Source organism: Citrobacter youngae (genome assembly GCF_003818115.1).
GTDB lineage: Bacteria > Pseudomonadota > Gammaproteobacteria > Enterobacterales > Enterobacteriaceae > Citrobacter > Citrobacter youngae.
Genome location: NZ_RPOI01000003.1, coordinates 165,399 through 177,127 on the forward strand (window position 1 = coordinate 165,399; position 11,729 = coordinate 177,127).

At 52.7% G+C, this 11,729-nt stretch carries 10 protein-coding genes and 1 pseudogene; 3 read left to right on the forward strand and 8 right to left on the reverse strand.

Annotated elements, in window-relative coordinates; genetic code table 11:
• Positions 1 to 2: 2 nt before the first annotated feature.
• From EHN13_RS01730 to pmbA, 3 genes are all read right to left on the reverse strand, one after another.
• Positions 3 to 311 (reverse strand): glycine dehydrogenase, encoded by a 309-nt coding sequence (locus EHN13_RS01730; protein WP_048212850.1) that lies wholly within the window; start codon positions 309 to 311, stop codon positions 3 to 5.
• Positions 312 to 643: 332 nt separating this feature from the next.
• Positions 644 to 1,030 carry a cytochrome b562 gene (cybC, locus tag EHN13_RS01735; RefSeq protein ID WP_061067120.1) on the reverse strand — a complete coding sequence of 129 codons (387 nt, stop codon included), beginning with the start codon at positions 1,028 to 1,030 and terminating at the stop codon, positions 644 to 646.
• A 46-nt stretch (positions 1,031 to 1,076) separates the two neighbouring features.
• Entirely contained in the window at positions 1,077 to 2,429 is a 1,353-nt protein-coding gene (pmbA, locus tag EHN13_RS01740; RefSeq protein ID WP_124020782.1) for a metalloprotease PmbA, read from the reverse strand.
• 95 nt (positions 2,430 to 2,524) lie between these two features.
• On the opposite strand from pmbA, the gene yjgA reads away from it, so the two are divergent.
• Positions 2,525 to 3,076 (forward strand): ribosome biogenesis factor YjgA, encoded by a 552-nt coding sequence (yjgA, locus tag EHN13_RS01745; RefSeq protein WP_008786039.1) that lies wholly within the window; start codon positions 2,525 to 2,527, stop codon positions 3,074 to 3,076.
• Between the two features lie 198 nt (positions 3,077 to 3,274).
• Positions 3,275 to 3,718 carry a DUF2628 domain-containing protein gene (locus tag EHN13_RS01750; RefSeq protein ID WP_115601085.1) on the forward strand — a complete coding sequence of 148 codons (444 nt, stop codon included), beginning with the start codon at positions 3,275 to 3,277 and terminating at the stop codon, positions 3,716 to 3,718.
• 591 nt (positions 3,719 to 4,309) lie between these two features.
• On the opposite strand, the gene mpl is transcribed toward EHN13_RS01750, so the two are convergent.
• Complete coding sequence (mpl, locus tag EHN13_RS01755) at positions 4,310 to 5,695, reverse strand: UDP-N-acetylmuramate:L-alanyl-gamma-D-glutamyl-meso-diaminopimelate ligase (RefSeq protein ID WP_101742931.1); 1,386 nt, start codon at positions 5,693 to 5,695, stop codon at positions 4,310 to 4,312.
• 175 nt (positions 5,696 to 5,870) lie between these two features.
• Between mpl and fbp the strand changes: the two genes are divergently transcribed.
• On the forward strand, positions 5,871 to 6,869 hold the full coding sequence (gene fbp, locus EHN13_RS01760) for a class 1 fructose-bisphosphatase (RefSeq protein ID WP_048212854.1): 999 nt from the start codon (positions 5,871 to 5,873) through the stop codon (positions 6,867 to 6,869).
• Between the two features lie 110 nt (positions 6,870 to 6,979).
• On the opposite strand, the pseudogene EHN13_RS01765 reads toward fbp, so the two are convergent.
• The 4 genes and pseudogenes from EHN13_RS01765 to ytfR form a co-directional block, all read right to left on the reverse strand.
• Positions 6,980 to 8,090, reverse strand: a pseudogene (locus tag EHN13_RS01765) (methyl-accepting chemotaxis protein).
• A 103-nt stretch (positions 8,091 to 8,193) separates the two neighbouring features.
• The gene (gene yjfF / locus EHN13_RS01770) at positions 8,194 to 9,195 is read right to left on the reverse strand and encodes a galactofuranose ABC transporter, permease protein YjfF (protein WP_124020783.1); all 1,002 of its coding nucleotides are present in this window, start codon (positions 9,193 to 9,195) and stop codon (positions 8,194 to 8,196) included.
• On the reverse strand, positions 9,182 to 10,204 hold the full coding sequence (ytfT, locus tag EHN13_RS01775; RefSeq protein ID WP_061068792.1) for a galactofuranose ABC transporter, ATP-binding protein YtfT: 1,023 nt from the start codon (positions 10,202 to 10,204) through the stop codon (positions 9,182 to 9,184). Before ytfT ends, yjfF begins: the two co-directional genes overlap by 14 nt.
• Positions 10,205 to 10,217: 13 nt before the next feature.
• The gene (gene ytfR, locus EHN13_RS01780; RefSeq protein ID WP_016149467.1) at positions 10,218 to 11,720 is read right to left on the reverse strand and encodes a galactofuranose ABC transporter, ATP-binding protein YtfR; all 1,503 of its coding nucleotides are present in this window, start codon (positions 11,718 to 11,720) and stop codon (positions 10,218 to 10,220) included.
• Positions 11,721 to 11,729: the final 9 nt, after the last annotated feature.

Genomic DNA, 11,729 nt, shown 5'->3' on the forward strand with positions numbered 1-11,729 from the left:
CCTTAAAGGTTGTCTTTCGCGACTTCGAAGTGCACCGACAGCAGCCAGGCTTCTTCCTCGGGAAGATTGCCAAACTCGGCGACCACGTCGCGGGCAAGCGCCATTGACTCGGCAGAAATTTCATCAAATAAGCTGGCATCGACTTCTGGTAAGGGTTCACCCGTTATCGAGCGGTGCGCCATGGCGCGAACATGCGATGTCAGCATCTGTTCCTGTACGGCGTTGGGAATAATGTGGCGTTCACGCAGCAAGGCATATACCTGCGCCAGCATGCGGTCGGCCAGTTCCACCGATTCCCCCATGTCATTCATTACAGCTCCGTTATTCACTCGTCTTACCCCACTAATGGCTCTGAGGGTAAATTAGCGGTGGGGGTTAAAAGTTTGTAGCGAGTTGTTTTCCACTTCGAAGTGGAAAGGGGGTCAGCGATAGTGATCTGTGCCGCAAAAAGGGCGGGATTCGCAATTTATCACTGGAAGAATGTGATTGAGATCGCAAGAGTGAGCCGCAAAATGGCAGGAAATGCGAACAATGAATGGGCGATAAAAATGAAAAAATGTGATGGGGATAGCGTTTACTTATGGGGCGTGCAGTAGCGGGGGATTTTATCCGACCTACGGGTATGCAGGCCGGATAGCGCAGATTAGCGGAACTTCTTGTGGTTTTCGTTGCGCGTGGTTTTCAGCTCTTCCGCAACGGCTTTCGCCTCTTTGACTTTACCTTCGTTCGCCAGCTTAAGCGCACCATCAATCTGGCCGATCAGCGTGTCAAAACCGTGGCGGAAATCCTTCATCTCCGGGCTGTCCGGGGATTTGTTTTCCAGCTTCGGCGGCGTGGCCTTTTGAGCATCCAGCGCGGCTGCACGCATTTTGGTTAACGCATCTTTCAGTTCAGTCGCATTATCCGTTTTTTCAACGATCTTCAGGTTGTCGTTGAGGATCCCCATGTCGTCTTCAAGATCGGCTGCAAACGCAGAAGAACCAAGAACCAGCGTTGAAGCCGCGACGATCGCTAACAGGTGTTTACGCATTGCTCACTTCCTTTTTTATTATTAAAAATTAACGCCTTAACGAGTATCACTGCCCGGCGATTTTCATCTCCGGTAACAATACCGAACCACATTGGATATTACTGCGCGTTTCAATATCGTTCCCCACGGTCACAATATTGCGCCACATCTCTTTTAAGTTCCCGGCGATGGTAATTTCACTCACCGGATACTGAATTTCGCCGTTTTCGACCCAGAAACCCGCCGCGCCGCGCGAGTAATCGCCGGTAATGCCGCTTACGCCCTGGCCCATCAGCTCGGTAACCACAAGGCCTGTGCCCATCTCATTGAGCAACTGCTCGAAGCTTAGACCCTGTCCCGGAATTCGCCAGTTGTGGATCCCGCCCGCATGCCCGGTGCTCTTCAGCCCCAGCTTACGCGCAGAGTAGTTGGTCAGCAGCCACTGAGTCAGCACGCCATCTTTAATGATGTCACGGCGTTCAGTCCGTACCCCTTCACTGTCGAATGGCGACGACGCCAGCCCTTTCAGCAGGTGCGGATGCTCTTCAATAGTCAGCCATTCCGGCAGAATTTGTTTGCCCAGCGAATCCAGCAGGAAGGTGGATTTACGGTATACCGAACCACCGGCGATCGCGCCGACCAGGTGTCCGAACAGTCCGGTCGCCACTTCGTTGGCGAAAATCACCGGTGCTTTCATGGTGGACAGCTTACGCGGCGACAAACGAGATAAGGTGCGGCGAGCACAGTCAGCCCCTACCCACTCCGGCGTTTGCAGATCGCCCATCGCCCGGCCAATGGTGTAGGCGTAATCGCGTTCCATATCGCCATTTTCTTCCGCGATCACACAGCTGGAAAGGGAATGACGCGTGGAGCAGTAGCCCTGCAGCATGCCGTGGCTGTTACCAAACACTTTGATGCCATAGTGGCTGTTAAAGCTGCCGCCTTCGGTATTGGTGATACGCTTATCAGCCTGCAGCGCCGCCTGTTCAGCACGAGCAGCCAGTTCGATGGCTTCATCAGGGGAAACTTCCGCCGGGTGGAACAGGTCCAGATCGGGCGCCTCAAAGGCCAGCAGTTCTTTATCTGCCACGCCTGCGCACGGATCCGGCGAAGTGTAACGTGCAATGTCCAGCGCAGCCTGCACGGTGCGTGCAATTGCCTGCGGGCTTAAATCGGTGGACGATGCGCTGCCCTTACGGTTCTGGTGGTAAACCGTAATCCCCAGTGCACCATCGCTATTGAATTCGACGTTCTCCACTTCACCATAACGGGTGCTGACGCTAATACCCGTGGTCTTGCTTACAGCGACTTCCGCGCCATCCGACTTACCTGACGCTAATTCCAGTGCCGTCGAGACCGCTTCTTCCAGAATCTTACGCTGCGCTTCAACTTGTGAGATTACTTTCATCGCAAATGCCATAATGTAGAGAGAGTTTCTCTGAAGTCTAACAGAGAACCGTTTTTCAGTGCGCATCTTAACTGGTAACATTAGCCTCTTTTTTTAAGGAGCCTGACATGACTAAGCAGCCCGAAGACTGGCTCGACGACGTTCCCGGTGATGACATCGAAGACGAAGACGATGAAATTATCTGGGTCAGTAAAAGTGAAATAAAACGTGACGCCGAGGAGTTAAAACACCTGGGTGTGGAACTGGTAAAACTGGGGAAAAACGCGCTGGATAAAATCCCGCTCGATGCGGATTTACGTGCCGCGATTGAGCTGGCCCAGCGTATTAAGATGGAAGGTCGCCGCCGCCAGCTGCAGCTGATTGGCAAAATGTTGCGCCAGCGCGATGTTGATCCTATCCGTCAGGCGCTGGACAAGCTGAAAAACCGTCACAACCAACAGGTCGTTGTCTTCCATAAGCTGGAGCAACTGCGTGACCGTATGGTTGACGGTAGCGATGAAGCCATCGAAGAAGTGATGAACCTGTGGCCTGACGCCGACCGTCAGCAACTGCGTTCGCTGGTGCGTAACGCCAGGAAAGAAAAAGCGGGCAACAAGCCGCCAAAATCTTCCCGCCAGATCTTCCAGTATCTGCGTGAACTGGCGGAAAACGAAGCGTAATTCGTCGGCTATGACTCTTATAAGGGTAATAAATTACCCTTATAAGACATTTATATTATAAATATAATATTTAATATTATTCCTTCCAGCTATTTTTATAGTACTCAAATATTGTTGCAGTCAGCACCTGAAAGTGATTGAATCTGAATTCTGAACGGAAGCGCTTCGGATAATATTCATATTCACAAGGATTATAAAATGGAGAAAGAATCAATTAATGCAAAATGGCGAGAGCGTTTTGACTTTCTGAGCACGCATGGATTGCCAGGAACACCATCTTATACAAAAATTTATAGAACAATGAAGTTTGGACAGAGGATAAGTATAGGAGCCAACTTATATGCTTTTTTCTTCGGCTTTGTCTACTTCTGCATCCTGGGCTTATGGAAAAAGGGACTGGTATTATTTTTGGGCGTAGCGGCCATACAGGCCGTACTGATCGCAATAGAAACTGCGGCAGATATTGATATGAATGCCTTTTCCAAAGTCATAAATATTGGATACGCCATTGTATGCGCTCATTTAGTCAATACCGCCTACTACCTGCGCACAGTGAAAGGTGTTGACAGTTGGAACCCGTTCCAGGGGTTAACCCGAAAAAGCGCAGAAGCGTTGTCAAACCTGCCATCACGTCAGTATTAATCTCACAGGGAGCATATTTGGCTCCCTGCTATTATTAAAAAGCAAATAATAATGTAGTAGATACGTATATTGCAGCTGATAAGCAGGTGATAATGAAAGCACAAAACGCCTTTAAACGATAATTCGACGATATCATTCCGGCAATACTCATCGAAAAACCAATAACAAAAAAGAGTATTCCAGCCATGACGAAAAATATCGCTATACAATCACCATCATCAATACCTGCGGTTATGAGATACAAGAAAAAGCAAATTGCAAGAATTAACCCAATGAAACTTACCCATAGAGAAACCGTTACCATTTCTCTGTTGCCATCACATGAAGAGGCTATGCTCGCTGTCATATTAAGGAACACCGATCCTTGTGTTGAATATTAAAATAACATTTTCAATATGCAGCAAAATTATATTTATTGCAATAACCTATCAGAACAGGAAAAAGAAATCTGACGACATTAACTTTCTTTTTATTTAGAGAAACAAAGTTTAGCGAAATGAGCTTGCCGGATGGCGGTGCAAACACCTTATCCGGCCTACAATCCGTGAATTCGTTGTAGGCCCGGTAAGCGTAGCGCCACCGGGCATTTTTTTACTCTTGCTCTTGCGCTTCCGCCTGAGCTTTCTTCGCCAGACCATCCAGCAGTTTTTGATGAATACCACCAAATCCGCCGTTACTCATCACCAGAATGTGATCGCCTGGCTGCGCGGTTTTCACCACCATATCTGCCAGGGCATCCACATCGCCACTCCAGTGCGCCGGCTGAACGCAGGCTTCAGCGACTTCTGCTACCTGCCACGGAATATGCGGGGGTTGCAGCAGGAACACTTCGTCCGCACGGCCTAACGACGGCGCCAGATCATCTTTGCACAGTCCCATTTTCATGGTGTTAGAGCGAGGCTCCAGCACCGCAATAATGCGTGCCGTACCGCCAACTTTCCCGCGCAGCGCCGCAAGCGTTGCCAGAATCGCGGTTGGATGATGGGCAAAATCGTCATACACCGTCACGCCGTGCGCTTCACCACGCAGTTCAAGACGACGACGGGCGTTAATGAACGAGCCTAGCGCATTGGCTGCATCCGCAGGCACGACGCCCACGTGACGGGCTGCCGCAATCGCCATCAGGCCATTGTGCATGTTGTGTTCGCCGACCAGACCCCACTTAACTTCACCCACTTTTTCACCGTCCAGCCACACTTCCCACTCGGAAGCATCGGTAGTGAGCTTTTTCGCCTGCCAGTGACCCTGCTCGCCCACCAGCTCCTGTTCGCTCCAGCAGCCCATCGCCATCGTCTGTTTCAGATTGATGTCGTTTTCCGGGTAGATGATGCGTCCCTGGCCCGGCACGATACGCACCAGATGGTGGAACTGTTTCTGGATCGCTTTCAGATCGTCAAAGATATCTGCGTGATCGAACTCAAGGTTATTGAGGATCAGGGTACGCGGACAGTAATGCACGAATTTAGAACGCTTATCGAAGAACGCGCAGTCGTACTCATCCGCTTCAATCACGAAGAAGTCACTTTCGCCCAGACGCGCGGAAACCTCAAAGTTACCCGGCACGCCGCCGATCACGAAGCCCGGTTTATAGCCGCAGACTTCGAGGATCCAGGTCGCCATTCCGGCGGTGGTGGTTTTGCCGTGCGTACCCGCAACCGCCAGTACCCAGCGGTCGCACAATACAAAGTCATGCAGCCATTGCGGGCCAGACATGTATGGAATGTTCTTCTCCAGCACCGCTTCCACGCAGGGGTTACCACGGGTCATCGCATTACCGATGATCACCAGGTCCGGCTGTGGATCGAGCTGGCTGGCATCGTAACCCTGAATCAGATCAATGCCTTGCTTCTCAAGTAAGGTGCTCATCGGCGGATACACATTGGCGTCCGAACCGGTTACTTCATGACCGAGCGAGCGTGCCAGCATCGCCAGACCGCCCATGAAAGTGCCACAAATTCCCAAAATATGAATGCGCATACGTCACTATCCTTTTTTAATCTGGGGGCCATTTTACGCACATGTCTGGCAACTGAGAAACGCATTTCAGGATATTCCGTAGTTTGCTGGCGCGATTCACCTGAGCGCGATAGCTGAAATATTTGTTAATATTGTTGCGGTCGCTTTACTCCACATAAATTGCAGGGAAAGTGTTATGAAAACGTTAGGTGAATTTATTGTCGAAAAGCAGCACGAGTTTTCTCATGCTACCGGTGAACTCACTGCTTTGTTGTCGGCAATAAAGCTGGGCGCCAAGATCATCCACCGCGATATCAATAAGGCCGGTCTGGTCGATATCCTGGGTGCCAGCGGTGCAGAGAACGTGCAGGGAGAGGTGCAACAAAAACTCGATCTGTTCGCAAACGAAAAACTGAAAGCTGCACTGAAGGCACGCGACATCGTGGCGGGAATTGCCTCAGAAGAAGAAGATGAAATTGTCGTCTTTGAAGGCTGTGAACACGCAAAATACGTTGTGCTAATGGATCCGCTGGATGGCTCATCCAACATCGATGTTAACGTCTCTGTCGGTACGATTTTCTCTATTTATCGCCGCGTAACCCCCGTCGGCACGCCGGTCACGGAAGAGGATTTCCTGCAGCCGGGTAACAAGCAAGTTGCTGCGGGCTACGTGGTTTATGGTTCTTCCACCATGCTGGTGTACACCACCGGCTGTGGCGTGCACGCCTTCACCTACGATCCTTCTCTGGGCGTATTCTGCCTCAGCCAGGAACGTATGCGCTTCCCGGCGAAAGGTAGCACGTACTCCATTAACGAAGGCAACTACATTAAATTCCCGAATGGCGTGAAGAAATACATTAAATTCTGTCAGGAAGAAGATAAGTCAACCCAGCGCCCGTACACTTCGCGCTACATTGGCTCTCTGGTTGCCGATTTCCATCGCAATCTGCTGAAAGGCGGGATCTATCTGTACCCAAGCACCGCCAGCCACCCGCAAGGGAAACTGCGTCTGCTGTACGAATGCAACCCAATGGCCCTGCTGGCTGAGCAAGCCGGCGGCAAGGCGAGCGACGGTAAAAATCGTATTCTGGATATCATCCCGGAAAGCCTGCACCAACGCCGCTCCTTCTTCGTGGGTAACGACCATATGGTTGACGATGTAGAGCGCTTTATCCGCGAGTTCCCGGACGCATAAGCGCAACATCCGGCCTACAGCACGTTGCAGGCCGGATAAGCGAAGTACCATCCGGCACAATGCTGTGATATTGCCGGATGGCGGCTTCGCCTTATCAGGCCTACGTTCGGTTAGGCTGTCTGTAGCTTAAATACGGCCATGGCTTCGATTAGCGCTGAAGACTGCTCTTCCAGCGAGCGGGTAGCCGCTGAAGACTGCTGTACCAGCGCCGCATTTTGCTGCGCCGTTTCATCCATCTGAATCACCGCAATATTCACCTGCTCAATGCCGCGACTCTGTTCCTGGGACGCACTGGCAATTTCACGCATCAGTTTGGTCATACGCATGACCTCGGTCGCAATCTCATCCATGGTTTCACCCGCCTGCTGCGCCAGTTCACTTCCCTCACCCACATGCGTATGGGAATCGCTGATCAATGTACGGATCTCTTTTGCCGCCTCGGCGCTGCGGCTGGCCAGATTACGTACTTCACCTGCAACAACCGCAAAACCACGGCCTTGCTCACCCGCGCGCCGCTTCAACGGAGGCGTTAAGCGCAAGGATATTGGTCTGGAAAGCAATACCGTCAATCACACTGAGGATATCGGCAATTCGGCTGGAGCTACCGGAAATATCGCGCATTTTTTCAATTACATAACACACCATCTCACTGCCCCTATCGGCGGTATCCGATACCGATTTTGCCAGCTGATGCGCCTGCTCCGCGTTCTGCGCATTCTGTTTCACGGTCGCGGTGAGTTCTTCCATACTGGCGGCGGTCTGTTCCAGCGACGTGGCGGTGGATTCTGTACGTTGTGCCAAATGCTGGTTACCTGCGCTCAATTCACGGCTGCCAACATCAATTTGCGAGCTGGCTTCACGCACACGCTGCACAGAATCACCCAACGCATGGCGCATTTCATCCATCGCAGCGTTAAGGCGGTTGAATTCAGCGCTGGCCGACAGCGTGGTAACAGGCGACAAATCCCCCGTCGCCAGGCGTTCCAGTTGCTCCACTATGCTATCCAGCGGCTTGAGAAACTTATTTCGCAGCATAAACCAAATGACCGCCAGCAACACAATGGCAGCCAACATGGCAGCACTCATAATACCATGATAAACCAAAGAGTTAATAACGCGGGTAGCGGCATAAAGCCCCATGCCGCCGGTCAGCAACAGAAGAAACGTCAGCAGAGACAATAACACCAACAAACTTGATCGAATTGAAAGGGATTTTGGCATCGTTATATTTCCGGTTGTAGGGTTAAAACAGACCTGTACAGAACCTATCGACTACAACCGGAAAAAGTTTAGGTATTTAAATGTTTTGTGCAAAATCATGATGTTACTTTGGTGTTGCCGCCGTACCCACTCGGGTTACCGGCGAGCTCTGACGATTTTCCCAAAGCACCGTGAGACCACGTTGTAACGCTATAAAAATAAACAATAAAATGCCAATCGCGATCTTCGTCCACCAGGAACTTAATGTGCCATCAAAATTAATGTAGGTCTGGATCAGCCCTTGGATCGCCACGCCAAATAGCGTACCCAACACCGTTCCCACGCCGCCGCTTAGCAGCGTTCCGCCAATCACCACTGAGGCAATCGCATCCAGCTCAACGCCAACGCCCGCCAGCGCATAACCCGCCTGGGTGTAAATGGAAAACACAATGCCGGCCAGCGTAGCAAGCCCGGTAGACAGCATATAAATGCGGATCGTTGTGCTGCGAGTAGAAATGCCCATCAGGTTAGCAGAGGTGGCGTTGCCGCCAATGGCGTAAACCTGATTACCAAAGCGCGTACGATGCGCAAGGAAGATGCCAATCACCACCACGCCCAGCATTAACAACCCCATCGCGCTCAGGCGACCGCCGCCAGGAATTTTCCATGCCAGGCTTGAGAGCGTGTCATAGATCGGATGGTTAATTGGGATCGACTCTTCAGAGACCAGATAGCTGACGCCGCGCAGGAAGAACATTCCCGCCAGTGTAACAATGAATGCCGGGATCTTCAGCGCATCAATCAGTAGCCCCATAAACGCGCCAAACGCGCAGCCCATTGCCAGAATCAAAGGAAACGCCAGCAGTGGCGAAATCCCCCAGTAACCAATCGCCTTTGCTAAAAATACCCCCGTAAAGGCAATCACCGACCCGACGGAAAGATCAATCCCCCCGGAGAGAATGACGAAAGTCATGCCCACGGCAATAATCCCTAAAAAAGCGTTATCGGTCAGGATATTGCAAATCACCCGGGTGGAAGCAAAAGCCGGGAATTGCGTCAGGCAGTAAAGGTAGCCCAGCACAAACACGCCGAGGGTGATCATCAGCGGTAAATTACGTTTTATCATGACCGCGCACTCCTTTTATCAGGCTGATAAAGCGTTGTGACTGCACGACCAGCACGCACAACACCACGATGGCTTTGACCACCTGATTCAGTTCCGGCTGGAAGCCCGACAGCAAAATCCCGGTGTTCATCCCCTGAATGATCAACGCGCCAATTACCGATAGCAGCAGGTTAAAGCGCCCGCCCATCAGCGAGCCACCGCCAATAACCACCGCCAGGATGGCATCCAGCTCCAGCCATAATCCGGCGTTATTGGCATCTGCCCCACGAATATCCGCCGTGACGATAATACCGGCGATAGCCGCACACAGGCCGCTCAGCACATAAGTGAGCATCACAATGATGCGGGTATTCACCCCGGCGTTTTTCGCCGCACGAATGTTAATGCCCACCGCTTCAATGAACATGCCCAGCGCCGTTTTACGCGTTAGCAGCCAAAAGGCGACCAGCGTCAGCAGCGCGATAATCACCGGCGTGGGAAACAGTAACAGCGAGCCGCTGCCAAACCACGACAGCTCGGGCGAGTTGAAAGTGACGATCTGCCCGGAAGTGATAAGCTGCGCCACTCCACGCCCGGCCACCATCAGGATAAGTGTCGCAACAAACGGCTGGATCTTGAGGATTGCCACCAGAATCCCGTTCCACAACCCGGCCAGAATGCCGGAGCCTAAGGCGGCAAGCAGCACCACCGGCAAACTGTGCCCGGCCACCGTCATCGCCGCGGTGGTCGCCCCTGCAATAGCCATCACCGCGCCAACGGAAAGATCGATGCCGCCAGTGGCAATCACCAGCGTCATACCAATAGCCAGCAGCGCCACGGGAGCGGCACGGTTGAGAATATCAATCGGGCTGCCGAACAGGCGACCATCCTGCAAAATCACCTGGTAGAAGTGCGGGGCCACCAGGCTGTCGACCAGCAGCACCAGCAGTAGCGCCACCAGTTGCGGCATACCTTTTGGCCAACGGAACCGTCGTTTCGCGGTGTTGGATTGAGGGAGAGATTGAGGCATCACCATAGTCTCCTTAGGCCGCAATGGCATTCATGATCGCCGGTACGGACAGTTCAGCCAGTGGGATCTCGGCTACCTGTTTGCGATCGCGCATAATAATGACCCGATCGGCATAACCCACTAACTCTTCCAGTTCGGATGAAATCACCAGCAGCGCCAGACCATCCGCGCACAGCGTTTCGATCAGGCGGATGATCTCGGCATGCGCGCCGACGTCGATCCCGCGCGTGGGTTCATCGAGGATCAGGAACTGCGGTTTGGTCAGCAACCAGCGCGAGAGCAAAACTTTTTGCTGATTACCGCCGGAGAGAAACTCGATCGGCTGTTCAGCGTTGGGGGTACGAATTCCGAGCTGGCGGATAAAACGCTCGGCAATCTCGTTTTGTTCTTTCCGTGGGATAGGCCGCAGCCAGCCACGCTGCGCCTGCAGGGCCAGAATGATATTTTCCCGTACCGAAGCGGCGGCAATAATGCCATCCGTTTTGCGATCCTCCGGACAGAAGCCGATCCCCAGACACGAAGCCTGATGCGGCGATCGCAAGGTCTGCGGTTTGCCTTTGATCAGCGCACTGCCGCTGTCGGCGGGTTTAATGCCGAAGATCACCTCGGCCGTTTCCGTTCGCCCGGATCCCAGCAGTCCTGCGAGACCGACGATCTCACCGGGACGCACCTGTAGATCAAACGGCGCGATGGTGCCTTTTTTGCCAAAGTCGCTAAAGGCCGCCACCGGCTTATCGCTAAGCAATGTGCGTCCCGCACGCTGTAGCGCATGGGTATCCAGTTCGCGACCCAGCATCATTTTGACCAGTTCGATCTGTGGCAATTCGCGGGTTTCGCGACAGCCAACGAAGCCGCCGTTACGCAGGACGGTGATGCGATCGCTGACCTGATAAACCTGATCGAGAAAATGGGTGACGAAGATCAGGCTGACGCCGCGATCGCGCAGATGACGCATCAGGCCGAACAGCATTTCAACTTCCTGGGTATCGAGGCTGGCGGTGGGTTCGTCGAGGATCAGCACTTTCGCGGAGAGATCTATTGCCCGACAGATGGCAACTATCTGCTGCATCGCCACGGAAAAGCGGTTCAGCGGCTCGCGGACGTCGAGGGAAAAACCGTATGACGCCATCAGCTCCGTGGCGCGTTTTTCCATCTGCTTGCGCTGAAGCAGGCCAAAACGCCGCGGCTCACGACCAATAAATAAGTTATCGGCAACCGACATATTGGGCAGCAGGTTCACTTCCTGGTACACGGTGCCAATCCCCAGTTGCTGGGCATGGGCGGTATTTTTGGGGGAGATCGGTTGGCCTTCGAGCCAGATAGTGCCGCGATCTGCATGGTAAACGCCGGTCAGCGCTTTGATGAGCGTCGATTTGCCGGCTCCGTTTTCCCCCAGCAGCGCCATAATCTCGCCCCGACGCAGACTGAAATCCACGTTATCCAGTGCTTTGACGCCGGGAAAAAATTTACTTAATCCTTCGGTGCGGAGGATCTCCTGATGTTGGTCGGTGGTCATGGTATTCCT

Coding starts and splice junctions, on each gene's coding strand:
- EHN13_RS01730 (WP_048212850.1), bottom strand. CDS start 311: ATGAATGACATGGGGGAATCGGTGGAACTGGCCGACCGCATGCTGGCG.
- ytfT (WP_061068792.1), bottom strand. CDS start 10,204: ATGCCTCAATCTCTCCCTCAATCCAACACCGCGAAACGACGGTTCCGT.
- mpl (WP_101742931.1), bottom strand. CDS start 5,695: ATGCGCATTCATATTTTGGGAATTTGTGGCACTTTCATGGGCGGTCTG.
- EHN13_RS01750 (WP_115601085.1), top strand. CDS start 3,275: ATGGAGAAAGAATCAATTAATGCAAAATGGCGAGAGCGTTTTGACTTT.
- yjgA (WP_008786039.1), top strand. CDS start 2,525: ATGACTAAGCAGCCCGAAGACTGGCTCGACGACGTTCCCGGTGATGAC.
- cybC (WP_061067120.1), bottom strand. CDS start 1,030: ATGCGTAAACACCTGTTAGCGATCGTCGCGGCTTCAACGCTGGTTCTT.
- fbp (WP_048212854.1), top strand. CDS start 5,871: ATGAAAACGTTAGGTGAATTTATTGTCGAAAAGCAGCACGAGTTTTCT.
- pmbA (WP_124020782.1), bottom strand. CDS start 2,429: ATGGCATTTGCGATGAAAGTAATCTCACAAGTTGAAGCGCAGCGTAAG.
- yjfF (WP_124020783.1), bottom strand. CDS start 9,195: ATGATAAAACGTAATTTACCGCTGATGATCACCCTCGGCGTGTTTGTG.
- ytfR (WP_016149467.1), bottom strand. CDS start 11,720: ATGACCACCGACCAACATCAGGAGATCCTCCGCACCGAAGGATTAAGT.